Annotated in this window: 31 protein-coding genes; 25 read left to right on the top strand and 6 right to left on the bottom strand. The window is 59.6% G+C overall.

Annotated elements, in window-relative coordinates; translation table 11 throughout:
• Positions 1 to 38 precede the first annotated feature (38 nt).
• From FAP39_RS15880 to FAP39_RS15825, 12 genes are all read left to right on the top strand, one after another.
• Positions 39 to 1,163 carry an NAD(P)/FAD-dependent oxidoreductase gene (locus tag FAP39_RS15880; RefSeq protein WP_091429052.1) on the top strand — a complete coding sequence of 375 codons (1,125 nt, stop codon included), beginning with the start codon at positions 39 to 41 and terminating at the stop codon, positions 1,161 to 1,163.
• Positions 1,129 to 1,446, top strand: coding sequence for a (2Fe-2S)-binding protein (locus FAP39_RS15875; RefSeq protein WP_091429051.1), 318 nt, complete (start codon positions 1,129 to 1,131; stop codon positions 1,444 to 1,446). Before FAP39_RS15880 ends, FAP39_RS15875 begins: the two co-directional genes overlap by 35 nt.
• Positions 1,439 to 2,824, top strand: coding sequence for an NAD(P)/FAD-dependent oxidoreductase (locus FAP39_RS15870; protein ID WP_091429050.1), 1,386 nt, complete (start codon positions 1,439 to 1,441; stop codon positions 2,822 to 2,824). Before FAP39_RS15875 ends, FAP39_RS15870 begins: the two co-directional genes overlap by 8 nt.
• Positions 2,821 to 3,591 carry an ABC transporter ATP-binding protein gene (locus FAP39_RS15865; RefSeq protein ID WP_091429048.1) on the top strand — a complete coding sequence of 257 codons (771 nt, stop codon included), beginning with the start codon at positions 2,821 to 2,823 and terminating at the stop codon, positions 3,589 to 3,591. Before FAP39_RS15870 ends, FAP39_RS15865 begins: the two co-directional genes overlap by 4 nt.
• Positions 3,592 to 3,617: 26 nt before the next feature.
• Positions 3,618 to 4,409, top strand: coding sequence for an ABC transporter substrate-binding protein (locus FAP39_RS15860; RefSeq protein WP_091429045.1), 792 nt, complete (start codon positions 3,618 to 3,620; stop codon positions 4,407 to 4,409).
• Between the two features lie 67 nt (positions 4,410 to 4,476).
• Positions 4,477 to 5,166, top strand: coding sequence for an ABC transporter permease (locus FAP39_RS15855; RefSeq protein ID WP_091429043.1), 690 nt, complete (start codon positions 4,477 to 4,479; stop codon positions 5,164 to 5,166).
• Positions 5,166 to 5,936: an ABC transporter permease gene (locus tag FAP39_RS15850; RefSeq protein ID WP_246059205.1), complete on the top strand. Its 771-nt coding sequence runs from the start codon at positions 5,166 to 5,168 to the stop codon at positions 5,934 to 5,936. The genes FAP39_RS15855 and FAP39_RS15850 overlap by 1 nt, the downstream gene beginning before the upstream one ends.
• Positions 5,937 to 5,938: 2 nt before the next feature.
• A complete protein-coding gene (locus FAP39_RS15845) occupies positions 5,939 to 6,283 on the top strand; it encodes a RidA family protein (protein WP_091432075.1) in 345 nt (114 codons plus the stop codon).
• A 433-nt stretch (positions 6,284 to 6,716) separates the two neighbouring features.
• Positions 6,717 to 7,151, top strand: a complete 435-nt coding sequence (locus FAP39_RS15840) for a LexA family protein (protein WP_138017367.1) — start codon at positions 6,717 to 6,719, stop codon at positions 7,149 to 7,151.
• Positions 7,148 to 8,416, top strand: a complete 1,269-nt coding sequence (locus tag FAP39_RS15835; RefSeq protein WP_138017366.1) for a Y-family DNA polymerase — start codon at positions 7,148 to 7,150, stop codon at positions 8,414 to 8,416. The genes FAP39_RS15840 and FAP39_RS15835 overlap by 4 nt, the downstream gene beginning before the upstream one ends.
• A gap of 516 nt (positions 8,417 to 8,932) precedes the next feature.
• Entirely contained in the window at positions 8,933 to 10,195 is a 1,263-nt protein-coding gene (locus tag FAP39_RS15830) for a site-specific DNA-methyltransferase (RefSeq protein ID WP_138017365.1), read from the top strand.
• Positions 10,195 to 10,401 (top strand): DUF7220 family protein, encoded by a 207-nt coding sequence (locus FAP39_RS15825; protein ID WP_425471446.1) that lies wholly within the window; start codon positions 10,195 to 10,197, stop codon positions 10,399 to 10,401. The genes FAP39_RS15830 and FAP39_RS15825 overlap by 1 nt, the downstream gene beginning before the upstream one ends.
• On the opposite strand, the gene FAP39_RS15820 is transcribed toward FAP39_RS15825, so the two are convergent.
• The 4 genes from FAP39_RS15820 to FAP39_RS15805 are packed head-to-tail and all read right to left on the bottom strand — an operon-like array spanning position 10,394 to position 11,850.
• Positions 10,394 to 10,942 (bottom strand): DUF3489 domain-containing protein, encoded by a 549-nt coding sequence (locus tag FAP39_RS15820; RefSeq protein ID WP_138017363.1) that lies wholly within the window; start codon positions 10,940 to 10,942, stop codon positions 10,394 to 10,396. The two genes, FAP39_RS15825 and FAP39_RS15820, sit on opposite strands and share 8 nt — an antisense overlap.
• 34 nt (positions 10,943 to 10,976) lie before the next feature.
• A complete protein-coding gene (locus FAP39_RS15815) occupies positions 10,977 to 11,378 on the bottom strand; it encodes a hypothetical protein (RefSeq protein WP_138017362.1) in 402 nt (133 codons plus the stop codon).
• The gene (locus FAP39_RS15810) at positions 11,375 to 11,656 is read right to left on the bottom strand and encodes a hypothetical protein (protein ID WP_138017361.1); all 282 of its coding nucleotides are present in this window, start codon (positions 11,654 to 11,656) and stop codon (positions 11,375 to 11,377) included. The genes FAP39_RS15815 and FAP39_RS15810 overlap by 4 nt, the downstream gene beginning before the upstream one ends.
• A complete protein-coding gene (locus FAP39_RS15805; RefSeq protein ID WP_138017360.1) occupies positions 11,653 to 11,850 on the bottom strand; it encodes a hypothetical protein in 198 nt (65 codons plus the stop codon). The genes FAP39_RS15810 and FAP39_RS15805 overlap by 4 nt, the downstream gene beginning before the upstream one ends.
• Positions 11,851 to 11,970: 120 nt before the next feature.
• Here FAP39_RS15805 and FAP39_RS15800 point away from each other — a divergent pair, with 120 nt between their 5' ends.
• The 4 genes from FAP39_RS15800 to FAP39_RS15785 are packed head-to-tail and all read left to right on the top strand — an operon-like array spanning position 11,971 to position 16,302.
• The gene (locus FAP39_RS15800) at positions 11,971 to 12,534 is read left to right on the top strand and encodes a hypothetical protein (protein ID WP_138017359.1); all 564 of its coding nucleotides are present in this window, start codon (positions 11,971 to 11,973) and stop codon (positions 12,532 to 12,534) included.
• 46 nt (positions 12,535 to 12,580) lie between these two features.
• The gene (locus FAP39_RS15795; protein WP_425471445.1) at positions 12,581 to 14,599 is read left to right on the top strand and encodes a phage terminase large subunit family protein; all 2,019 of its coding nucleotides are present in this window, start codon (positions 12,581 to 12,583) and stop codon (positions 14,597 to 14,599) included.
• Between the two features lie 3 nt (positions 14,600 to 14,602).
• Entirely contained in the window at positions 14,603 to 14,812 is a 210-nt protein-coding gene (locus FAP39_RS15790; RefSeq protein ID WP_138017357.1) for a phage head-tail joining protein, read from the top strand.
• Positions 14,812 to 16,302 carry a phage portal protein gene (locus FAP39_RS15785; RefSeq protein WP_138017377.1) on the top strand — a complete coding sequence of 497 codons (1,491 nt, stop codon included), beginning with the start codon at positions 14,812 to 14,814 and terminating at the stop codon, positions 16,300 to 16,302. The genes FAP39_RS15790 and FAP39_RS15785 overlap by 1 nt, the downstream gene beginning before the upstream one ends.
• A gap of 3 nt (positions 16,303 to 16,305) precedes the next feature.
• Here the strand turns inward: FAP39_RS15785 and FAP39_RS15780 are convergent, their stop codons facing one another.
• Both FAP39_RS15780 and FAP39_RS15775 read right to left on the bottom strand, forming a co-directional pair.
• Positions 16,306 to 16,704: a type II toxin-antitoxin system VapC family toxin gene (locus FAP39_RS15780; protein WP_138017356.1), complete on the bottom strand. Its 399-nt coding sequence runs from the start codon at positions 16,702 to 16,704 to the stop codon at positions 16,306 to 16,308.
• Positions 16,701 to 16,952 carry an AbrB/MazE/SpoVT family DNA-binding domain-containing protein gene (locus tag FAP39_RS15775; RefSeq protein WP_138017355.1) on the bottom strand — a complete coding sequence of 84 codons (252 nt, stop codon included), beginning with the start codon at positions 16,950 to 16,952 and terminating at the stop codon, positions 16,701 to 16,703. Before FAP39_RS15775 ends, FAP39_RS15780 begins: the two co-directional genes overlap by 4 nt.
• 80 nt (positions 16,953 to 17,032) lie before the next feature.
• Between FAP39_RS15775 and FAP39_RS15770 the strand changes: the two genes are divergently transcribed.
• From FAP39_RS15770 to FAP39_RS15730, 9 genes are all read left to right on the top strand, one after another.
• Complete coding sequence (locus FAP39_RS15770; protein ID WP_138017354.1) at positions 17,033 to 18,424, top strand: S49 family peptidase; 1,392 nt, start codon at positions 17,033 to 17,035, stop codon at positions 18,422 to 18,424.
• Between the two features lie 92 nt (positions 18,425 to 18,516).
• Positions 18,517 to 18,897, top strand: coding sequence for a head decoration protein (locus FAP39_RS15765; protein ID WP_138017353.1), 381 nt, complete (start codon positions 18,517 to 18,519; stop codon positions 18,895 to 18,897).
• Between the two features lie 72 nt (positions 18,898 to 18,969).
• A complete protein-coding gene (locus FAP39_RS15760; RefSeq protein WP_138017352.1) occupies positions 18,970 to 19,992 on the top strand; it encodes a major capsid protein in 1,023 nt (340 codons plus the stop codon).
• Complete coding sequence (locus FAP39_RS15755; RefSeq protein WP_138017351.1) at positions 19,992 to 20,315, top strand: head-tail joining protein; 324 nt, start codon at positions 19,992 to 19,994, stop codon at positions 20,313 to 20,315. The genes FAP39_RS15760 and FAP39_RS15755 overlap by 1 nt, the downstream gene beginning before the upstream one ends.
• A gap of 486 nt (positions 20,316 to 20,801) precedes the next feature.
• On the top strand, positions 20,802 to 21,434 hold the full coding sequence (locus tag FAP39_RS15750) for a DUF6441 family protein (protein WP_138017350.1): 633 nt from the start codon (positions 20,802 to 20,804) through the stop codon (positions 21,432 to 21,434).
• A 160-nt stretch (positions 21,435 to 21,594) separates the two neighbouring features.
• On the top strand, positions 21,595 to 22,665 hold the full coding sequence (locus FAP39_RS15745; protein ID WP_138017349.1) for an Abi family protein: 1,071 nt from the start codon (positions 21,595 to 21,597) through the stop codon (positions 22,663 to 22,665).
• 37 nt (positions 22,666 to 22,702) lie between these two features.
• Positions 22,703 to 23,122, top strand: coding sequence for an acyl-CoA transferase (locus FAP39_RS15740; protein WP_138017348.1), 420 nt, complete (start codon positions 22,703 to 22,705; stop codon positions 23,120 to 23,122).
• A gap of 24 nt (positions 23,123 to 23,146) precedes the next feature.
• Entirely contained in the window at positions 23,147 to 24,088 is a 942-nt protein-coding gene (locus FAP39_RS15735; protein ID WP_138017347.1) for a phage tail tube protein, read from the top strand.
• Positions 24,088 to 24,391 (top strand): hypothetical protein (locus tag FAP39_RS15730; RefSeq protein ID WP_138017346.1); only part of this gene is annotated, 304 nt, incomplete at its 3' end. The genes FAP39_RS15735 and FAP39_RS15730, both read left to right, overlap by 1 nt.

Genomic DNA, 24,391 nt, shown 5'->3' with positions numbered 1-24,391 from the left:
TGAGCGCAATGCTGCAATTTTGGCGGCGGAGGAATCGCATGCAGCAACGCACCCAAGAAATCACCATCATCGGCGGCGGGCTTGTCGGCCTGTCTGTGGCCCTCGGCCTGCTGATGGCCGGACAGCGTGTTCGGGTGTTAGACGGGGCAGATAGCGATGCGCGTGCGTCACAGGGGAACTTCGGTCTCATTTGGGGCCAAGGCAAAGGCTGGGATTTCGCCCCTTACGCCAATTGGACAATGGATGCGCTGACCGCTTGGCCCGCTTTCGCGCAACAGTTGCGAGGGCTGTCGGGGATCGACGTGGCGCTGGATCAGCCTGGGGGCTACGAGTTTTTTACCGATCCGACAGAGTTTGACGCTTTCAAAGCAGAGTTGGCGCAGCAGGCCATCCATTTGGGCAAGCGCGCCCGCTATGAAATGCTCAGCGGCGATGATCTGCGCAGCCAGATGCAAGGCATCGGGCCAGATGTCGTCGGCGCGAGCTTCTCGCTCTGCGATGGCCATGTAAACCCGCTCCGCTTTCTTCGCGCCCTTCGCTGTTCGGTTCAGACGATGGGCGGGCATGTGAGGCTGGGCGCAACCGTTTCCGCGATCAGGCCGCAGCCTAAGGGTGGTTTTGCGCTGGTGCTGGCCGATGGGGAAACGCTCTACACCGAGCAGGTCGTGCTCTGCGCCGGGTTGGGCGCTGCCACGCTGGCCCGGGATCTTGGCTTTAATACACAGGTCAGGCCGCAGCTTGGCGAGTTGCTGATCACCGAAAAGTTAGGCGACCGCCTGCCGTTCCTGTCCAGCACCATCCGGCAGGTCGACGAGGGCGGCGTGCAGATAGGCGGCACCAAGGCGAATGCGGGGCTTAATGATCATGAGACTTTACCTATCATGTCCAAACTCGCGCACCATGCGGTCACGGTTTTCCCGGCGCTCGCCGATGTGCGGGTTGTCCGGGCTTGGGGCGCGCTGCGGGTCATGTCGCCGGATGGCTATCCGGTCTATGCCAAATCCAGCATGCATCCTGGTGCCTTTCTGGTGACCTGCCACAGCGGTGTCACGCTTGCCCCGCTACACGCCAGTGTGCTGGCTGAGTGGATTTTGAACACATCCGCCACCCCTGAACTGGAGGCTTTCGATGAATGTCGCTTCGCGCTTTCGCACGCTGCCTGAGACCGGGGACCGCGTGCAGTTCACGCTGGATGGCGCGCCTGCCAGTGCGCCCGCCGGGGTCACTGTTGCCGCGGCGCTGCTGGCCCATTCAGGCGCGTGGACGCGGCAGACCGTGAAGGGTGCACCGCGCACGGCCTATTGCATGATGGGTGTGTGTTTTGACTGTCTGGTTGAGGTCGATGGCACGCCCAACACCCAAGCCTGCATGACCCTTCTGCGCGAGGGTATGACCGTCCGGCGCCAAACAGGCCTGCGTGATTTGAACGGAGGTCATTGTGGCTGAGGTGGATCTAATTATCATCGGCGCTGGTCCCGCGGGCATGTCAGCCGCAGCCTTCGCGGCACGTGGCGGTTTGCAGGTGTTGATACTGGACGAACAGCCGCATCCGGGCGGTCAGATTTATCGCAATGTGGCTCAGAACCGCAGCAAGCGCGGCTTTCTTGGCCAGGCTTATGCCGCCGGGACAGATTTGGTCGATGCGCTCGACCATCCGCACATCACTCTCCTAACTGGCGCAACGGTTTGGCGGCTTGACAAAGGGCCGCAGGTGACATGGTCGCGCGGCGCCAAAAGTCAAACGACCTCGGCTGCCCATGTGCTGCTGGCAACCGGCGCGCAGGAACGCCCCGTGCCTTTTCCTGGCTGGACGCTCCCCGGCGTGATGCCGGCAGGGGCCGCGCAGATTTTGATGAAAACAGCGGGGATGCTGCCCAAGGATGCCGTGCTCGCGGGGTCTGGTCCGCTGCTCTATCTGATCGCGGCGCAGATGATTGACGCCGGTAGCCCCCCACAAGCGCTGGTGGAGACACAGACATTCCCGCAGATGCTGAGCGCAACACCGCATTTGCCCCGCGCCCTGTTTGGCTTGCCAACCTTGCGGAAAGGGCTGAGCCTGATTGCCAAGATCCGCAAAGCGGCTGTGCCGCGCTACACCGCTGCGTCGGGCTTCCACGCCACCACGACCGAGAGCGGCAATATCCTCTTTTCCTTCCGGGCTAATGGGCGGGATCAACGCCTTACCTGTGGTCTGCTGCTGACCCACCAAGGGGTGATCCCCGGCACCCATATCACAAGGGCTGCGGGGATCGAGCATTATTGGAACGCCGCGCAGGGTGCCTTTCAGCCCGAACATGATCTTTGGGGCGCGACCGACCAGCCGGGCCTGCATGTGGCCGGAGACGGAGCCGGGATCGGCGGGGCGGAGGCGGCTGCATCTGCCGGTGAACTGGCTGGGTTAAATATCCTGTGCCAATCTGGCCGCCTAAGTAGCGACACCCGCAATCAGCGTGCCGCCCGCGCTCGCGCCGCGTTGTTCCGCGCCCGCGCCATTCGGCCCTTCCTTGATGCCGCATACCCTCCGCCGACCGATATACTTGCCCCATCAGACAACACCATCGTCTGCCGCTGCGAAGAAGTCTCTGCCGGTGCCATTCGACAAGCGATCCGCGAAGGTGCCCAAGGTCACCGCCAGATCAAAACATCCCTGCGCTGCGGCATGGGCCCCTGTCAGGGCCGCATGTGTGACGCGACCCTGCGCGGGCTGCTCAGCGAAGGCAAGGCAAGCCAGCCCATCTCCCCACCCCGCGCCCGCTCGCCGATCAAGCCGATTGCCTTGGGCGAGCTTGCCGCACTCTCACCCCCTCAGGAGGAACCCGCATGAGCGCCCCCGCTGCCCTGAAAGTCAAAGACCTGCATAAAAGCTTTGGCTCGCATGACGTCATCAAAGGCGTGTCGCTTGAGGCGCAAAAGGGCGAGGTCATCGCCATTCTCGGCGCCTCCGGCTCTGGCAAAAGCACCTTCCTGCGCTGCATCAACCTGCTGGAGACGCCGAACTCAGGCGAGGTCTGGTTGGCAGGCGAGCAAATGCGGATGACGCAGAACCGCCGGGGAGAGATCGTGCCGCAAGACCTACGACAGGTCGAAGCCATGCGTGCCCGTCTTGCGATGGTGTTTCAGGGCTTCAACCTTTGGTCGCATATGACCGTGATGGAAAACGTCATGGAAGGCCCGCTCTACGTTCAGGGAACCCCCAAGGCGCAAGCCCGCGAAAAGGCCGAAGCACTGCTCGCCAAGGTCGGCTTGTCGGACCGAGCAGATTATTACCCCGCACATCTGTCAGGTGGCCAGCAGCAGCGTGTCGCAATCGCCCGTGCGCTGGCGATGGACCCAGATGTGATGCTCTTTGACGAGCCGACATCGGCACTGGACCCGGAACTGGTGGGCGAAGTGTTGGGCGTCATGCGCGATCTGGCCGAAGAAGGCCGCACCATGTTGGTCGTGACCCACGAGATGGGCTTTGCCCGCGATGTCTCCACTCGCACCGTATTTCTGCACCAGGGCGAGGTCTGCGAAGAAGGCCCGCCCGCAGAGTTGTTTTCCAACCCGCAAACCCCAGAGTTCCAAGCGTTTCTTTCGCGGATGAACTAACCAACCACAACAGAGAGGACCAAACCATGTTTCGTAGAACCATCCTAAGCAGCGTTGCTGCCATCGCCCTCAGCGCCGTCGCCCTGCCGCTGGCCGCCCAAGACACGTTGCGCATCGGCGTCGAAGGCGCCTACCCTCCGTTCTCCTCCAAGGAATCCGACGGCACGCTTGTCGGCTTTGACATCGACATCGCCAAGGCGCTCTGCGCCGAGATGCAGCGTGAATGCGAACTGGTCGAGCAGGAATGGGACGGCATGATCCCGGCACTGAAAGCGCGTAAGTTCGATGCCATCGTGGCTTCCATGTCGATCACCGAAGAGCGCAAGCGCCAGATTGATTTCTCTGACAAATACTACAAGACCCCGGCGCGTCTGGTGGCCTCCAAGGACGCCGACTTCGAAGGCACGCCTGAAGGTCTGGCCGGTAAGCGCATCGGTGTGCAGCGCGGCGCGACCCACCAGTGCTACGCGGAAAAGTTGTTCCCCGATGCCGAGATCGTCCTCTATGGCTCCCAAGATGAAGTGTTCCGCGATCTGGCCCTTGGCCGTGTGGATGCGCAGCTTTCTGACAGCCTGATCGCACAGGAAAGCTTCCTGAGTGCAGAGGCAGGGGCCGACTATGCCTTCCTCGGCGGCGATCATACAGACGTTGAATGCTACGGCGAAGGCGTGGGCATCGCGGTGCGCAAGGGCGAGGACGCGCTCCGCGAAGATCTGAGCAAGGCCATTGCTGCCATTCGTGAGAACGGCACCTATGCCGAGATCAACGACACATACTTCCCCTTCGACATCTACGGCGGCCGTCCTGAGGGCGAGTGAGTTTTCGCCTTACACCATTCATCAGGGCGGCCATGCGCTGCCCTGATGATCCTTTGAGGAACATGCGATGAACCTGCTTTTGGAATATCAATCCCAATTGATCGACGGCACGATCATGACGATCAAACTGGCGCTCACATCGCTGGTCATCGCTTTGATCTTTGGCCTGCTCGGTGCTTGGGCGAAACTTTCCGCCAACCGTCTGGCCCAGCGACTGGCCGGCGCCTACACCACCATCGTGCGCGGGGTGCCGGATCTGGTGCTGATCCTGCTGGTGTTCTTTGGCGGTCAGGTGACGCTTAATAATATAGGCGCGATTACGGGCCTCTGGGGCTATGTCGAGGTCAGCCAGTTCGCCGCAGGTGCAGGCACGATCGGTGTAATCTTTGGCGCCTATTTTACTGAGACCTTTCGCGGTGCGATCATGGCCATCCCGCGCGGGCAAATCGAAGCTGGCATCAGCTGTGGAATGCGCAAATCGCTGATCTTTCGTCATATTATCTGGCCGCAGATGGTCCGCTTTGCCTTGCCGGGCTTTACAAACAACTGGCTGGTGCAACTCAAGACCACGGCGCTGGTCTCGGTCATTGGGCTTCAAGACTTGGTCTATAACGCTTTCACCGCCGGTCGTTCGACGGGACAGCTCTTTACCTTCATGGCGGCAGCATTTGTCATCTACCTGTTGCTGACTGGCGTGTCCGACCTGCTGTTGCGCGCGGTGGAGCGTCACTACAACCGTGGCGTAGTGAGGGCGTGATGATGGAAAACCTGCTGACCTATATCCCGCTCGACATCGCCCTGATCGCTGAGAATTTTGACCGTTTCCTCTATGGCGTCTGGGTGACGCTTAACCTGACCTTCCTGTCGCTGCTGTTGGGCGGCTTGTTGTCGATCCCCATGGCCATTGCCCGCGCGTCGAAACACCGGGTCTTTAACCCCTTGGTGCAGGGCTATACCTATGTCTTTCGCGGCACGCCGCTTTTGGTGCAAACCTATCTGATCTATTACGGTGTCGGCCAGTTTGAGGTGATCCGCGAAAGCTTCCTGTGGGACCCGATCCTGTCCTCGGCGTGGTGGTGCGCGCTCATTGCCTTCACGCTGAACACCGCCGCCTATACGACCGAACTACTGCGAGGTGCCATTGCGGATACGCCAACCGGCGAGGTCGAGGCGGCCATCGCCACCGGCCATTCCTACCGCAGCCGCCTGCGCCGGATCATCCTGCCCTCGGCCTTCCGCCGCGCGATCCCGGCCTATTCCAACGAAGTCATCTTCATGCTGCACGGCTCAGTCATCGCCAGCACGATCACCCTGCAAGATATCCTTGGCGTTGGGCGCTGGCTGAACGGGCGCTATTACCTCGCTTATGAAGGGTTCATCACCGCCGCCCTACTTTATTTCCTGATAGTGTTGTGCATCACATGGGCCTTCCGCGGGTTTGAGCGCCGCTACCTGCGCCATCTCACCCGCCGCGACACCACTGCTCAGTCCGTGACTTCTCCCCTTCCGACCCCTGAAAGAGTATGATCATGATCGAACGCATCCACACCAATCAACGTATGAGTAAAATCGTCAAACACGGGGGCGTTGTATACCTTTGTGGGCAAGTCGGCAGCGGGACCACCGTGGCCGAACAGACCGAAGACTGCCTCGGGCGGGTCGACAGGCTGTTGCACGAAGCGGGGTCATCGCGCGAGCATGTGTTGCAGGCGGTGATCTGGCTCGCAGATATGGCGGATTTCGATGCGATGAATGAGGTCTGGGACGCATGGGTCCCCCAAGGCGCAGCCCCAGCACGCGCCTGCGGAGAAGCCAAACTGGCGGATGCCGACCTGCGTGTCGAAATTATCGTGACCGCCGCCGTAGCTGGTTGATGAATGCTTGAGAACTCACCCTTCTGTCGATGACTTCCTTCAAATGAACTCACGCTGAATGGCTGCATAACCCCCGACAACAAGGCAAAATCGCCACAGTAGCGAATGTCCTTTCTCCGCCGTTTCTCCAAAAGGTCTTCTCAACTGAAACGGAAACTGTGCGTCCGCAGCGAACGGCAGCAAAGTCCGCGTTGCAGACTTTGGCGCGTCGTGCAGCAAAGGTCCGGTTCCCGCCCCTCGCGTCGTTTACGGCAGTTTCCGGAGCACATGAGCAATCCACTAGGCGTTAGATGTTCTAATAATTCTGGCGATCATCAAAGCAGCCAACCAATTTCAGTGCACGCTCTTTGAGGACCGTCACAACATTGCTTGACAGCCAGGTGCCAAATGAACGAAGCATAAGAACACAACATGAACATTTGGTGAGTCGCCGATGCCCGTTTATCCGTTCGAAATTCCCGTTGTTGCAGCGGGTCAATCTGTCCCAGTTTTGCTGACACGCGCCAGCGCCGGCTTTCCATCGCCTGCGGGGGATGACCTTGAGGATGAGATCGACCCCATTGCATGGGTGGTGCGGCATCCGACATCGACCTTCTGGTGGCGGGTGGAAGGTGATTGCCTTTGGGATGTAGGCATTCGAGATGGGGACATCATCGCGGTTGACCGCGCAGGCAAGCGGCGCATTGGTCGTGCTGTGCTAGCCGTCGTTGAGGGTGCAGTAACTGCAAAGATCCTGCGCAAACGGGACGGAAAGTACTTTCTTGCGCCAGCAAACAGTCGAGAGGCCTTTCCAGAGATCGAGCTCACTGAAGATAGCGAGATTTGGGGCGTTATTGCCGGTGTTGTGCGAAGGTACGATCTGGCGTGACAAAGCCGATTGCGATCAGTGACAGCGCAAACTTCTACGTCAGCGCCGAACGGATCTTTGACCCTACCCTAAAGGGTGTCCCCGTCATTGTGCTGTCAAACAACGATGGCTGTGCTGTCGCGCGCAGCGATGAAGCCAAAGCGCTGGGCATCAAAATGGGCGAACCACTGCACCTGCTCCGCGACAAGATCGCAGCGCATGGCGTCAAAGTGTTTTCATCCAACTATACGCTTTATGGCGACATCAGCCGCCGCGTGGTCGAGGTCTATGAGGATTACACACCAAAAGTCGAAATCTATTCAATCGATGAGTGCTTTCTGGATTTCAGCGGGTTCAGGGACCGCGTGACCCATGCGAGGACAATGCGTCGCGATGTGCTGCGCCGCGTTGGTGTGCCTGTCCGCGTCGGGATTGCGGCGACCAAAACCCTCGCAAAATGTGCCAATGACATTGCAAAGAAGAACCCGATCTTTGCGGGCGTTCTGGATATGACCGACCCTGCGCTCGCCGCTTGGCTGCTGCCTCTCGTCCCGGTTGGTGACATTTGGGGGATCGGCAGGCGCACGGTGAAAAAGCTGGAGGGTCTCGGTATCAGCACGGCGGCAGAGCTGCGTGACATGCCCCTGCGCCAAGCACGGGCGCTGGGCACTGTGGTGTTGGAACGCACCGTTCTCGAGTTGCAGGGGGAGCCCTGCATTGCCTTTGATGATGTAGAGCCGCAGCGAAAGGGAATGGCCGTCACACGGTCATCGGGCAAACCCATGGAAGACTTTGATACCGTTTTCCAAGCCATCACTGCGCATGCCACGCGCGCGGCGGAAAAGCTCCGGCAACACGGGTTGGTCGCGGGCACATTGACGGTGTTCTTTCACACCAATCGACACCGCGCTGATCGTCCACAATATGCGGGGTCACGCTCGAAGCGTCTGACGCCGATGTCATCCGACACACTCGAGCTGGTCGCAGCTGCCAAGCGTTGCGCACTTGCTGCCTGGCCGAAGATTGAGAACCAAAGCTACGGGTTCACCAAAGCAGGTGTCATGCTGGATGATCTGCTACCGTTGGAGGACCGGCCAAGGACTCTCTTTGATGCGCCGCAAAGGTCACCAGTGCTGATGACGGCACTTGATGCTGTCAACAGCCGGTTCGGCAAGAAGACAATGGTCCTGGCCAGTGAGGGCATGTCGCGATCATGGCAGCTACGCGCAAATCACCGCAGTCCCCGCTACACGACGCGAATATCGGATCTGCCAGTGGTGAGATGAAGCGCCTGCGTCGGACCGTCCCCCTCCCATGGTTCCTCCTGGGCACAATCTGTATACGGGGGGGCTTGGCGCGGGAGTTTTCTAGCGTTTGGGTATTTCACCGGGGAATCCACTTGGAATCCAGTTTGAGAGAGCCGCGCTGGATTTAGACTCAACTTCAATGACTTAGGACAGACGGGGCCTGGCTTAGGTGGATTCCGATGGGAATCCAGGGAATCCACCGCGGAATCCACCCACGCGCCAAAGCCAATCCAAAGACGGCCACCACATCCACCAACAGACGCCGACATTCAGACAGACTCACCTTGAACCTGTTGATTCCAATTGAATAAATAGTTTGACAAACCTGCCCCTCTTGACCTACCCCTTAATCATCGAAGAATTGCGCCCAGGGAGATATCCCCTTGGGCGCTTTCTTTTTTGCACTTCTTCAAATTGCCAAACACAGATCGCCGCCGCAGGTCGTGCCTGCGCCGCTGTGCCTTTGTGCCCTGTCCCAAGAGAGAGCCCTGCCCCATGGACCTCGTCTTTACGCCGAGCCAGATCGAGACCTGGCCCATTGATCGCCTGACGCCTTATGCCAAAAACGCCAAGCACCATGGCGAAGATCAGGTTGCGAAGATCGCGGCCAGCATGGCCAAGTTCGGCTGGACCGTTCCGTGCATGGTGGCTGACGATGGCGAGTTGATTGCCGGGCATGGCCGGGTGCTTGCGGCAACCGTTCTGGGATTGAAGGATGTCCCGGTCATTCGGCTTGGCCATCTGGACGAAGCAGAACGGCGCGCCTACCGGATTGCCGACAACAAGCTGACGGAAATGGGCGAATGGGATGAGGCGCTTTTGCGCGAAGAAATCTCAGGCCTTCTGGCAGAGGATTTTGACCTCGAGCTGCTCGGGTTTTCCGATGAAGATCTTGAGGCATTGTTAAATGACCCTGACGCGCTGGGCGCAGATGGATCCGGTGAAGGGGAAAACGATATTCCTGAGTCGCCGGAAACTCCGGTGAGCGTTGCAGGCGATCTGTGGCAGCTCGGATCTCACCGGCTGATCTGCGGAGACAGCACATCGGCCGTTGTCGTAGGCAAACTGCTGGGGTCTGTCCAGCCTATGCTGATGGTCACGGATCCGCCCTACGGCGTGGAGTATGATCCATCATGGCGCAATCAAGCGGGCGCGGCCCAAACAAAACGCACCGGCAAAGTGCTCAACGATGATCGCGCAGATTGGACAGAGGCATGGTCCCTGTTCCCCGGCGATGTCGCCTATATCTGGCACGGGGCTCTGCACGCCGCGACCGTGGCAGAGAGCCTAATCACGGCCGGCTTTGCCATCCGATCGCAAATCATTTGGGCCAAGGAGCGCCTGGTGCTGAGCCGAGGGCATTATCACTGGCAACATGAACCTTGCTGGTATGCGGTGCGCGCAAAGGGCAAGGGCCATTGGGCGGGAGATCGCAAACAAACCACACTCTGGCAAATCGCAAACAAAGACCAAGACGCCGAAACCGTTCATGGCACGCAAAAGCCGGTGGAATGTATGCGCCGTCCCATCCTGAACAATTCCAGCCCGGGTCAGGCGGTCTATGAGCCCTTCATGGGCTCAGGCACCACTTTGATTGCTGCCGAGACGGCGGGACGCATTTGCTACGGTGTTGAGCTGAACCCGGTTTACGTCGATGTGGCGATTGAGCGTTGGCAGGCCTTCACGGGCGAAGAGGCTGTGTTGGCTGAGAGTGGCGAGAGCTTTGCTGCTCTCAAATCAAAGCGTCTGGCCGCGTGATGCAGTCGCGTCGCAAATCCCTGATTGAGGCAGTCACCAATGTTGGGGTCGGCTACGCGCTGGCGATCTGCACCCAGATCGTGGTGTTTCCCTGGTTTGGATTTGAGCCCGCTCTCGCCGACAACATGACCATTGGCGCAGTTTTTTTGATTGTCTCCTTGGGTCGCAGTTATCTGCTGCGCAGGCTCTTTGAACGGTTCAGATGATCTTTGGTGCATCGGCACCCAGCCGATACACGGTGCCGCGGGTTTTGCATTTTTCCTTGGAAACCGGCAGGCCCAGCTTTTTCTTGAGGCCGCCGGAGATTGCGCCGCGGGCGGTATGCGCTTGCCACGATGTGGCTTCGACGATCTCAGAGATGGAGGCCCCATCCGGTCGCTGCAGCATGTCGATCAACAGCGCCTGCTTGGTACCTTGGCGGATGTTCACGAGCGCCGCCTGATCGGAATGGGCAAGGCGTAAAACTGCTTTGAGTTTGGTGGAGGTTGGCTCTTTGCCCACAAGGCGCAGCCCCGGCTTTGTGGCAACCAATGTGATGCCGCTGCCATCGCCGGTTTCTCGCCACAGCGGCAGCCTTTTGTCAGGGCGTGCCGTCACCTCTTTGAGCCACCCGCGTTTGATCATGGTGGTCACGGAGGCTTTGGCGGCCGCGCCTGCCAGCCCGTTGGGCAGCGGCATGGCCAGATTGTTGGGCCGTGTTGCAGCCTGGCGTAGGATTGTCGTTTGGGTGTCGGTGAGTTTGGTCATGATGTGCTCCCCTTTGAGCAAATTGAGATGAGAGTCAGTCGGCGTCTTCCATGCTGGCAAGCACCGCAAAATGCTGCACCCAGCCGGTGAGGTAGGGCAGCCCCGCGGGGATCCCCTCCTCGCGTTGGGTGCGCGTCGTGATGCGCCAGCCCTGCCAGCGCGCAATTGCTTCCGCGATTGCGACTTCGCAATCATCGGCGCCCGCGTGCAGGGCGTTGACAACGTCGTCCCCGAAGTGCCGCCCCATGCGACTGTCGAGGAAGTCGCGAATGCCGTGCTGTTCATCGTCGGACGCGGCGCCAATGTCGCTGGCGATCAGCTTGAAGGCCAGCGCCCAGACCTCCGCGCTACGGCGGTCGCGCAGGGGGCAGTTTGTCATGGTGGCAAAAAACCCGTTGGCCTCGTTTTGGCTGGGCAGAATATCAAGCGCGCTCATTGGCCGCCCTCCCACTCGGCCCATCGGCCCTTGTCAAAAACATATGTGTAAGCAAAGTCCCGCTGCGGCGCGCTGTGCACGACCGGCGCGCGGGCGGGCTCAAAGGTCTCAAGTTGACTTTGAGCCACCGAGCGCAGCTCGCGTGCGGCAAGAATGTCCTCGGGCTGCCAAGTTGAGAGCGCCTTCAGCATATGACCGGGGTAGCCGTCGAAATGGCAATACACATGCGCCCATTCATCAGGGCCGGTTTGGATGGCGATTTGCGCGCGGGTGCTCATGCGCCTTCTCCCGCGCGGTCGCGCTCGATCAGGGCGAGAATGGCAATGGCCATGCCGCCAAGCAGTTCGCTGCGGCGAAAGACGATCTCGTCAATCTCGCCGGCGCAGGTGATGTCGGGGTCTACGTGAAGGCTGTCGGCCATGTGGGGAAGAAGGCGTGTGGCCTCTTGGTTGTAGCGCTCGGCGATGGTCATCTCTGGGTCTCCAATCCTGCGTTTCTGCATGACTAAAGAATCGCTCTATCACGAAGTATAATCAACTCAATAAGACTGTTTTACTGTTTATATTCAATACACTAAGGATTCCACACTGGCATGAAAGGCATGTCTGAACGCGCCTACGCCGAGCACGCTGCGATCTCGCGCGGAGCGGTGCAGAAAGCGCGCAAAAACGGGCGGTTGGTTCTCTTTGAGGACGGCTCAATCAATGCGCCCGCATCCGACGCCCGACGTGCCCAAATGACTGATCCCGATCAGCAGCATCGCTCTGGCGGAGGACGTGGCACTGTCGAGGGAGGCGAGCGCACCACCGCGATATCCGGTCCAGCTGAGGGCACCTCCTATCTAAAGGCCCGCACGGCGCTCACGGTGTATCAGGCCCAGGAACGCCAGCTGTCGATCCAGAAGAAAAAGGGCGTGCTGGTGGATCGCGCCCGCGCCGAAACTCTGGTGTTTCAACTCGCACGCCAGGAACGCGATGTCTGGATCACCTGGCCCACGCGCGTGGCCGCATTAATGGCGGCGCAATTGTCCGCAGAAATAGAGACGGCATCCGGTGAGGCAGTGACAGTCAAGGTTGCGATCCTACAAAGGGTGCTAGAAGCCCATGTCCGAGAGCAGCTCGACGCCCTGGCCAAGCTCAGGGTCTCGCTTGAATGATGAGGAGCGGTTTGGTGACAACCAAACGCAAAGGTCTGGGGGACCTTTGCGAACGACGAACGGCCCGAGTGACAACGAGGGGCGACCAAATGCAGATCTGACCGAGGGCCTCGACCTCGCCTTTGATGGCGCGGAGGACCTTTTGCGGGCCTGGCGCCGCGGAATTGAGCCCGATCCAGATCTGACTGTTTCCGAGTGGGCCGACACCCATCGCAAGCTTTCTTCGCGTGCCTCAGCTGAGCCCGGACAATACCGAACCGGGCGCACGCCTTATCTACGTGACATCATGGATGCGTTGAGCTCCAGTCATCCCGCACAGCGAATTAGCTTTATGAAGGCCGCGCAGGTCGGCGCAACGGAGGCGGGCAATAACTGGATTGGGTTTGTAATCCACCATGCCCCCGGTCCAATGCTTGCCGTGCTGCCAACCGTGGAAATGGCCAAGCGCAGCTCGCGCGGTCGTATTGATCCACTGATCGAAGACAGCCCCGCCCTCAAAGAACGTGTGCAGCCCGCCCGCTCACGAGATGCAGGCAATTCAATGCTCTCAAAGGAATTCCCCGGGGGCATTCTGGTTCTGACCGGTGCCAATAGCGCCACCGGGCTGCGCTCAATGCCGGCACGCTACGTGTTTTTGGACGAGGTGGACGCCTATCCGGCTTCTGCGGATGAAGAAGGCGATCCCGTTAGTCTGGCGGAGGCGCGCACAACGACCTTCGCGCATCGGCGCAAGGTCTTCATGGTCTCGACCCCGACGATCCGGGGGCTCAGCCGTATCGAGCGCGAATATGAGGCAAGTGATCAGCGGCGCTATTATGTGCCCTGCCCCCATTGTGGCCATATGCAATGGCTGGAGTTTGAACGCCTGCGTTGGGAAAAGGGACAGCCCGAGACGGCGGTTTACGTTTGCGCAAGCTGTGACCGGCCCATTGCCGAGCATCACAAGACGCAGATGCTGGAGCAAGGGGAGTGGCGCGCAACGGGCACCGCATCAGATCCAACCTCCATCGGATTCCACCTTTCGGCGCTTTATTCTCCGATCGGCTGGAAAAGCTGGAGCCAGATTGCCCGCGAGTGGCTGGCCGCTCAAGGGTCAGACGAAATGCTGCGGGCTGCCCGCAACACAATCTTGGGAGAGACCTGGGTTGAAAACGGCGAGGCGCCCGAATGGCAGCGCCTTGCGGATCGGCGCGAGGTGTTTGGCGCCGACATTCCCATTGGCGGCTTGTTCCTTACCGCAGGCGCGGATGTGCAGAAAGATCGCATCGAAGTCGACGTCTGGGCCTGGGGGCGTGGATTGGAAAGCTGGTTTGTGGATCACATCGTTCTTGCAGGCGGGCCCGGAGATCCAGAGTGTTGGCAGGCGCTCACAGACCTTCTGGGTCGAACCTGGTCCCATGAAAACGGCTCCGTCATGCCTCTGGCCAAACTGGCCATCGACACCGGATATGAAACCTCCGCCGTTTATGCCTGGGCGCGCGCTCAAGGGATTGCGCAGGTGGCCCCTGTCAAAGGTCTTGAGGGGTTTAACCGCGCCACGCCAGTTTCCGGCCCCACATTTGTGGATGCCACTCTAAACGGGCGCAAACTCAAACGCGGAGCCCGGCTTTGGAGTGTAGCCACGGCAACGTTCAAAGCCGAGACCTATCGGTATCTGCGGCTGGAACGACCAGAAACTCAAGGGGATCCTCATCCGGCCGGTTTTGTTCACCTGCCCGATTGGGTCGATAGTGAATGGCTCAAGCAGTTGGTGGCTGAACAGCTGGTCACCATCCGCGACCGGCGGGGATACGCGCGCCAGGAATGGCAGAAAATGCGCGAACGCAACGAGGCGCTGGATACCCGTATCTATGCGCGCGCCGCAGCCTGGATCCTTGGCGCTGATCGCTTTGATGAGCGCATGTGGCGGCAATTGGAAAAACAGGTTGGTGTGGAAAGTGCCGTTGAGGCCGACGCGCCCCAGTCGTCGGAACAATCCGCTCAACCTGCAACGCCGCAAGCGGGCCGGATTGCGGCCCCGCGTCGACGTGGCTGGAAAATCAGCACACCCAAATACATGGAATGATGAATGACTCTCGATGAGCTGACCCTCCGCCACACTGCACTGCTGTCCGCGCGCTACAGCGGTACGCGGTCTGTGAGCTATGATGGCAAAACCATCAATTACGGCACGGATGCCGAGCTCGCCGCTGCGATCGGCGATGTCGAACGGCGGATTGCAAAACTGCAACGCGGCGCTGGGCGTGTCCTGCGCACCCATGCGGTGAAAGACCTATGATGAACTGGCGACAGCGCATTGGCGCCTTCATCGGCGGATTTGATGCGGGTCAGCATCACAGGCGCCTGCGCGGGTTCCACGCCACCCGCGCCCATGTGAATGCTCTGATCAGCGCGTCGGGTCCGGACATCACGGCGCGGGCGCGTTGGCTGGTGCGCAACAATGGGTATGCGATGAATGCCGTTGAGAGCTGGGCTGCAAATACCGTGGGCGACGGGATCAAACCGATCTCCAAGCTGGCAGACGGCGCGCGCAAGGAAGAGCTACAGAGGCTCTGGCTTGCCTGGACAGATGAGGCTGACGCCGAGGGTCTGACGGATTTCTATGGGCTTCAGCGCCGCGCAGCGCGTGAGGTATTTATTGCCGGTGAGGTGTTCTTTCGCATAAGGCTCCGACGCGCGGAAGACGGGTTGAGCGTGCCTGTGCAGGTGCAAATGCTGCCCTCGGAAATGTTGCCCCTGCAAAAATCCGGCAGCGCGAGATCTGGAAACCCAATCCGTCAGGGCATTGAGTTTGACCGCGTTGGTCGACGGGTGGCCTATCATTTCCTGCGCCGTCACCCCGGGGATCCCACCGATCCTGGCCTGGTCGGTGAGCTGGTGCGTGTTCCCGCCTCAGAGATCATTCACGTCATGGACCCCGTCGAGGGTGGGCAGTTGCGTGGTGTGTCCAAGCTGGCACCAGCCATCGTGAAGCTGTTCTTGCTCGATCAATATGATGATGCAGAGCTCGATCGCAAAAAGGTTGCGGCGATGTATGCGATGTTTGTCACCTCCCCCGCACCAGAAAACCCGCTCGCGCCCTTAGAGGATGACGAGATGCTGGCGGGCTTCGAGATCAGCCCGGGCCAGATCGTTCGACTTGATCCCGGCGAAGATGTCACCGTGGGCCAGCCCGCCGATAGCGGCGCTACTTACGAGCCGTTCCAATATCGCACATTGCTGCAAATCTCGGCCGCTTTGGGTATACCCTACCCTTATCTGGCCAACGATATGGTCAAAGGGAACTTCTCCAACTCGCGGCTCGCCCTGATCGAATTCCGCCGCCGGGTATCGGCATGGCAGCATTCGGTGATGGTCTATCAACTGTGCCGTCCAGTATTTGAGCGCTGGCTGGATTTGGCTGTGCTCTCAAAAGCATTGGTCCTGCCCGGCTATGAGGTTGAGCGCCCCCGCATGCTGGCGGCGGATTGGCTGCCCACAAAATGGGATTGGGTCGATCCGCTCAAAGACGCCAACGCAGAAATTGCCCAGATCGAGGCCGGTCTCAAATCCCGCACGCAAGCCATCGCAGAGCGGGGCTATGACGTGGAACAGGTTGATCGCGAAATCGCTGCTGAGCGGGATCGTGAGCGCGCCCTTGGATTGGACTTCCGCCGTCCGGGGTCGCCTGCGCAGGGTGTGCAGGCCGTGACGAGCGAGGAAGAGAACGCCGGCACCGAAGATACTAAAACCGATAATCGGCCGACGACATCACCAGAGGAAGGGTAGAGGTTATTTCCTCAGCAAGCGAACCCCATGAAGTCTCGCGGCCTTGCGATCAAAGGTCACCATTTCGCTGGCACCTGCGCGCATGGCAGCCGCGGCAATCATCAGGTCGGCAAAGCCAAACCCATCGTTGCGATAGAGTTCAAGTGCCGGGGCAACCTCATCAGAGCCTTCAACTTCAAGCTCGGTTGCCGTTAGCAAACCGTCTATAGAAACGGCGATCTCGGCACGACCAAGCCTATAGGCACGTTCAAGCACCCAAACGAGTTCGATCAGGACTTCGCGGCTGACAAAGCCCCGCACATCGTCGGTCAATTGGTCGATTACGCTTGTTGCCAATTCCGCTTGTGCGAGGTCGTCCTGTACCAAAAAGCGAACCAGAACATTGGTATCAAGCGCGATCACTGATCGACGTCCGCGCTCTTTGTTGCCCCAACAGCAATGGCCTCGTCCATCTCGTCCAGGGAAACCGGCTTCTGACCAGATCTTGCCAAGATGCCCCGCAACTCCTTGATGGAGCGCGCTTTAAGGATCCGAACCTCACCATCGAGGATCAGGTAACGCACCTTGTCCCCGCTGGTCAGACCAAGCGCGGCCCGGACATCCCTGGGAAGGGTCGTCTGACCTTTTACCGTTACTGTCGATTCATGCATCGGCATATTCCTTACATATTGCCACATCTCCTTACCATTTGGAGATTGTCAATGCAAACTCAAGCCAAGGACCAATCCTGATGCTTCACGCCCGCATTGCCGCACGCGCCTTCAACACGCCGCTGCTGGTTGAGCCCTCGAAAGCCATTGCGTTCTTGTCCGGGCTTGGACCTCGCATCCTCGGGCGGCAGGTTGAGCTGGCGGACAGCGACGGGGTCTCAAAAAGCCTCACCGCCACGCCTGCTCGCGCCAGCATTCTCGCCGGCAATCTCGCCGAGCGCCTGGAGCAACATGGCGACACGCCCTATCCGGTCGTGGATGGCATCGCGGTGATCGAGATCTCAGGCGTCCTCATCCATCGCGGTGGCTGGGTCGGCCAGTCTTCAGGTCAGACAAGCTATGAGGGGATCGCCGCGCAAATTGACGCCGCTGCGCAGGACCCATACGTGCATGGGGTCGCGCTGGAAATTGACAGCTTCGGCGGAGAGGTCGCCGGCGTGTTTGATCTCGCCGATCAAATCCGAGCACTCAGATCCAAAAAGCCGGTTTGGGCCTTTGTTGGCGAACACGCATTTTCCGCAGGCTACGCGCTGGCAAGCCAGGCCGATCGCATCTTGCTCCCCCGCACCGGCGCGGTGGGCAGCATTGGGGTTGTTGTGATGCACACAGATGTGAGCACCCAACTTGATCAGGACGGTGTGCGCGTCACCCTCGTGCATTCTGGCAGTCATAAAGTTGACGGCAATCCTTATGAGCCGCTTCCCGAGACGGTCAAAAACGGCATTCAGACAGAAATCGATGCTTTGCGGTCTCTCTTTGCGGAGACTGTCGCCGCGGCTCGCGCTGGGCGGATCAGCAAAGACCACGCGCTCGCGACGGAAGCCGCCACTTACCGCGGACGAGATGCCATCACCGCAGGTCTCGCCGATGAAGTCATTGATCTAGCCGGCGGGTTTAACGCCTTCCGGCAGTTTCTTCGCACACCATCCCTCACCGCAACTCAACGCGCGTCATGCGCATCCACGTCAAAGACAAAACAGGAGGCGCCCATGGCCACCGATACACACCCTGATGCTCCCGCGTGGGAGCTTGAGGCCCCAGATCTTGCAGCAGCTGAGGCGACAGCGCCAGAACCTATCGCGCCGCCTGAGCAAGTCCCACCGGGTGCATCGGTCGGTGCTTCAAGCAGCAATTTGGCAGAATTGTCAGAGCGCCTGCGCGAAGAGGCCGCCGAAATCACAGAAATTGCCGCGCAAGCCGGGCGTCTTGGCATTGCCATTGATGCAGCAGCGGCCCTGCGCGACGCCACCCCGCCTGAGGCATTGCGCAAACTCGTGTTGCAGCGCGCGGCCATTGCCGCGGACGACAAGGACATCGTCGCAGCCCCTCCCTCCCCGGTTCTTCCTCAGGCTGCAGAAAGCCCGATTGTCGCTGCTGCCAAACGCACTGCCTCGGCAGGCGCGAAGGGCTGATCTTCAGCCCGCTTCAAACGCCTGCCCAACTGAACCCCCGTCGACCTCCCCGGCGGGGGTTTCTTTTTTGATCCCACATTTGGAGACCGCCCATGTCCGTGCTCACCCAACCGTCCACCATGGGCGATCTGCTGAAACTTGAACTCGACCCAAACTACACCCGTGAAACTGTCACTCTGCTCGCAGGGGCCAGCTTGTCCGTCGGCGCTGTACTGGGCCGCATCACCGCAAGCGGCAAATACAAGCTTGCGACCTCGGGCGGCAGTGATGGTGCGCAAAACGCGGCCGCAGTTCTGCTTTATGCCACCGATGCCTCAGCTGCCGATCAAAACGCCGTCGTGTTGATGCGCGGCCCTGCCATCGTCTCCAAAGCAGCGCTCACCTTTGACGCAACGGTCGATGACGCCGCCAAGATCGACACCAAACACGGGCAACTGGCAGCGCTTGGCATCATCCCCCGCGACAGCGCCTGACACCTGCCCTTACCTCCTTTCCCTTGCCTCCTTTCCCTTGCCTCCCCTCTCTTTCTCTTTCTGGAGTCTCCCATGACCATCACGCGCAACCCTTTTGACGCGGGCGGCTACTCGCTTGCGGATATGACGCAGGCCATCAACATCCTGCCCAACCTCTATACCCGCCTTGGACAGATGGGCCTGTTTCGCTTTGAAGGCGTCTCGCAACGCTCCATCGTGATTGAACAGCGCGAAGGTGTTCTGAGCCTCCTGCCCTCTGTTCCTCTTGGCGCCCCCGCCACTGTCGGCACACGCGAGCAGCGCTCCATGCGCAGTTTTGCCCTGCCCTGGATCCCCCACGACGATGTCGTTCTGCCAGCTGACATCCAGGGCATGCCCGCGCTGGGCGTCTCTGATGCAGCCGATCCCCTCGTTGAGGTCATGAACCGCAAACTGACGCTCATGCGCCGCAAACACGCCCAAACCCGCGAATACATGGAAATGAATGCGCTGCGCGGCATCGCTAAGGATGGCGCTGGCACAACTCTTTACAACTACTTCACCGAGTTCGGCCTCCAGCAGACCTCAATCGATTTTGTCCTCGGGACCGCGGGCACCAATGTTCAGACCAAGGTGCGCACCACCCTGCGCGCAATCGAAGACAATCTGCTTGGAGAAACCATGACCACAGCGCATGCGCTGGTCAGTTCGGAGTTTTTTGACAAGCTGATCGGGCACTCCAAAACCGAGGAGGCTTATAAGTTCTTTTCCGCCACGGGTGGTCAACCTCTGCGTGAAGACATGCGCCGCGCCTTTCCCTTCGCCGGCATTCTCTTTGAGGAATACAATGGCTCCGTCACCCTCTCAAGCGGGGCATCCGAGCGCTTGATCCCTGCGGGCGAAGGAATTGCATTCCCTTTGGGCACCTTTGACACATTCACTACCTATGGCGGGCCTGCCAATCTTCTGGAAACCGCCAATACCGTGGGCCTTCCCCTCTATGCCCGCCAGCAGATGGACACAAAAGGGCGCTGGATTGATCTGATGACCGAGGCATCAATCCTGCCGGTCAACAAACGCCCGGGCCTCGCCATTCGCCTGCATAGCTCGAACTGATGGGCTTTGCAGGGCCCGCCTTCGATCTCGCCACATCCGCACTCTTTGCCGATCCCAATCTCTCGGTGGAAATCTGGCATCGCGATATGAATGGCTTTTTTACCCGAGCACGTGGCATTCTGCGCCAGCCCGATGAGATCACCGAGTTTGGCGCGGCGCGTCTCCTATCAGACACCACGCGCATCGACATCCGCGTGGCAGACATCGCCAATCCTCGCCCCGATGAGCAGATCCTGATTGGTGAAGAGATGTTTCTTATTCAGGGAGAGCCCGCACGGGATCGGGAACGGTTGATCTGGACTGTGGATCTGGTTCCCGCGTGAGATAATGCATTGGCGTGGGTTCGAGTAGTGGAAAGGCACACGAACCTTGGAGCATGGACTTGCGCAAAAAGCCAGCCAGCGGTTTGGATCAGCAGTCTTGCTGCGTCGAAATCGGGGGGATAGGCATCTTTGCCACGGCAATCGATGTTAAATTCGTCGCAGTAAACACGCAGTGACCAATCGTGCACGCCCGCACGAGACAACGTATCATATCGCGTTCGCCAGCTTCCCACGCCTAGTTTGCCTAGCTCAGCTATTAGTAGGGCAAAGGCAGGATGCTCGCCGCTGACAAATGTCCGTTCTGAAGCAGGGGCGAAGGTAGAGGTGGTTTTGAAGTAAATACTATGGTGGACCATTGGGGCACTCAAAACAAAGTAAAAGATCAAACACATTCCCAGCCCTCTGTCACCAAACGTCTCACAGGTTTGCGAGACGGTCAAATAAACCACTAATCACGATAGAGGCATCGCCTTTGAAAATCGGCCCATGAAACTCAAACTCGACATTACTCCGGGCATCGTCGCGGCCATGGCGGCGGAAGTATTGGCTGGCGAAAAGGCGGTCACGTCTGCCATGCGCGACGCGGGCACAAAGCTCAAGAGCGACTGGCGGGGACAAATTACAGGTGCGGGGCTTGGGCGGCGGTTGTCGAACTCCATCCGCAGCCAGACCTATCCCAAAACTGGCGAGAGCTTGAATGCCGCGGCCCTTGTCTGGTCCAAGGCACCCGAGATTATCGGTGCGCATGATACCGGGCCGCTGATCCGCTCGAAGGATGGGTTTTGGATGGCGATCCCGCTGCCTGCGGCGGGCAAAGGTGCGCGGGGCAAGGCGCTCAGTCCCGGTGACTGGGAGAAACGGCGCGGGATGCGGTTGCGCTTTGTCTATCGCCGCCGCGGGGCAAGCTTGCTGGTGGCGGATGGGCGGTTGAACAATCGCGGTCTGGGTGTTGTGTCGCGCTCCAAGACCGGTCGCGGACGGGCGACAGTGCCGATCTTTCTTTTGGTGCCGCAGGTCAAGCTGCCCAAGCGGTTGGATCTGGACCGTGATACGGAAAAAGTTCAGGCGAAGGTGCCTGGGCTGATTGTCGGGAAATGGGTGGAAGGGAAATTTGTGTAGCCAATGCTCGCGTGAGCAATTGAAAGTGCGAGGCTATACAGCCAAAGTGAAAACACCAGGTGGGGGCTCGCCCGACCTGGTGTTCAAATCTGGTGTCGACGGCGCGTAGCAAAAGCCAGTGGGGCCAGTTCGACTGCTGTAATTGGGGTTTACATCCACGATGGCCGAGTGTCAAGTTTCATACCCGTACGATGCGGCAACGATCGCTTCACTCAAGGCATCGCTTTCTGAGCCACGATTCGCAACCTACCTCACAAAAGCGGCGGGAAACGAGAATTTTGCCTTCGCACTCTATCTGTACAACGCAAGGCTTGCGAAATCGTTCCTGTTCCCTTTGAGCGTCGCAGAAGTGACCTTGCGCAACGCCGTGGATGGCGTCCTTCGTCAGCTTCATGGAGATGAATGGCACCAGGATGGCGACTTCCGTAATAACGTGCTGACCCCGCAGAGCCTAGGGGCTCTGGACAAGGCAATGGAAAGAGCTCGGTCTAACGAGCGCGGAAAGGTGATTGCCGAACTCACCTTTGATTTCTGGTCCAACCTGTTTCGCAATGAATACGCTGATCTGTGGCGAACCAAGTCTAATATCGCGTTTCCAGGCTTGTCCCACGGCCAAGGGCGTCATGAAATCCAGTCGCTGGTAAGGGAGATCAACCGGTTCCGGAACAGGGTTGCGCATCATGAGCCAATTCTGGACATGAACGTCCCCGACATTCAATCGAAGATCATCAAGTTGGTGGAGCTTCGGTGCGAAGTCACTGCCAAATGGATGCGGCACCATGCGACAGTGAACATAGTCATGCGTTCAAGGCCGAACCTGTCGGGATCCGCACCGGTTAGTCTCGCGAGCAAAGCAGACCCTCGGTTCTATGTCGTCTCAAGAACCACGACCTTGATGGAGCTTGGCAGAGAAGAGGCGCGGATCTCTGCGGCGTTTGTTTGTGTCGAGGACGGCCAAGCCATAGCGGCGTTTTCTCACCAACAATTATCAAATTACCTCACGATCAAGGCGTTTGAACACGACGGCCTTATCGACCTGAATGACCACACGATCGCGCATGTCTTGACTGATCCTGCGGTTGGTATGGGTTTTCGCGCATTGACTGCGGATACATCGTTATTTGAGGCGATCAAGGTCCTGAAAGAACCGAAAACCCGCGTCGTCGTTGCGATCGACCGGGACCAAGGCACGCCTCTAGGCGTAATGGTGCGAGCGCATCGGCGCTACTGAGAATCCGGCAACTGAGCGTTGCTGCATTGGAGTTTCTATGCCCACCCCACGCGAAACCATACTCACCGCGCTGCACGCGCGGCTCTCAACGCTGCCCGCCACCGTCCTACGCGGCGAAGTGCTGCCTGAGCGGGTTCCGGCAGATGGCCTGCTTATCCTGCGCGACGGCGATCCTGACGACCCCGAAGTGACACTGTCACCGCTGGCCTACCACTACCAACACCGCACCGAGATCGAGGCGGTTGTACAGGGTGCCGATCGGGACGCCGCCTTCGATGCGCTCTGCGCCAGCGTGGGCACGGCCCTCGCTGCCGACCGCACTCTGGGCGGGCTCTGCGATTGGATCGAGGCCGAAGCGCCCCGCCCGGTTGATCTGCCGGTCGAGGGTGCGGCGAGCCTGAAGGCGGCCGTCATTCCGGTGGTGCTGCATTATTCCACGGCTGACCCGCTCAGCTGACCCCGACAATCCGAGGAGAACACCATGGCACGAGCCCAAGGGGCGCGGGCGCAGATGGCGCTTGCGTTTGAGACCACCTATGGCACGCCCCCTGTGGGCGGGTTTACAAAGATGCCCTTTGCCAGCACTTCGCTTGGCGCAGAGCAACCGCTGCAAGAGTCCGAGCTTTTGGGCTACGGCCGCGATCCGCTGGCGCCGGTGAAGGACGCGGTGACCGCTGATGGGGATGTTGTCGTGCCCATGGATGCAGAAGCGCTAGGGTTTTGGCTCAAGGCCGGTTTTGGTGATCCGGTGACCACGGGAACAGAAGCGCCTTACACGCACGCGTTTCAATCCGGCGCCTGGACCTTGCCCAGCATGTCGATCGAGACGGCCATGCCGGAAATCCCGCGCTACGCGATGTATTCAGGGGTGATGCTGGATCAGTTAAACTGGCAAATGCAGCGCTCGGGGCTTTTGACCGCGACGGCGCAGCTTGTGGCCCAGGGTGAGGCGGTGGCAGCCGCAAGTGTCGCCGGCACACCGGCCCCTTTGACCCTTAAACGGTTCGGCCACTTCAACGGGGCGGTCACACGCAATGGGGCGCCCCTGGGCAATGTCGTCTCTGCCAGCATCTCTTATGCCAATAATCTCGACCGCATCGAGACCATCCGCTCGGACGGGCGCATTGATGGGGCCGATCCCACGGTGGCGGCGCTGACAGGCTCCATCGAAGTGCGGTTTGCAGATCAGACACTGGTCACTCAAGCCATCAATGGCGAGGCCTGCGAGCTGGAGTTCGCCTACACCCTACCATCGGGCGAGAGTTTTACCTTCACCGCCCATGCCGTCTATCTGCCGCGCCCGCGGATCGAGATCTCAGGTCCACAGGGCATTCAAGCCAGTTTTGACTGGCAGGCAGCGCAAGACAGCCTCCTTGGGCGCATGTGCAGTGCCACCCTTATCAATGACATGGAGAGCTATTGATGCTCACACTTGATCTCACCAATGAACCGCGCTGGCATGAGCTTGTTCCGGGCGTGCGGCTGCACCTGCGCCCGCTGACCACTGCGCTGATGGTGGCCACGCGCAGTGACCCGGATTTGGAGACAGTGCCTGATGACGCCTCCGACGAAGAACGCGCGCTCATCTTTGCCAAGGCACTGGCGCGGCGGGCAGTGCTTGCATGGGAAGGCGTGGGAGATGCCGATGGCATTCCCGTTGATCCAAGCCCCGAGGCCATTGATGCGCTTTTGGACATCTGGCCTCTCTTTGAGGCCTTCCAGCTGA

The sequence above is a fragment of the Shimia litoralis genome (assembly GCF_005518135.1).
Taxonomy (GTDB): Bacteria; Pseudomonadota; Alphaproteobacteria; order Rhodobacterales; family Rhodobacteraceae; genus Shimia_E; species Shimia_E litoralis.
The sequence above is the reverse complement of the archived record's forward strand: the minus strand, read 5'-3'. Positions and strand labels throughout refer to the sequence as shown.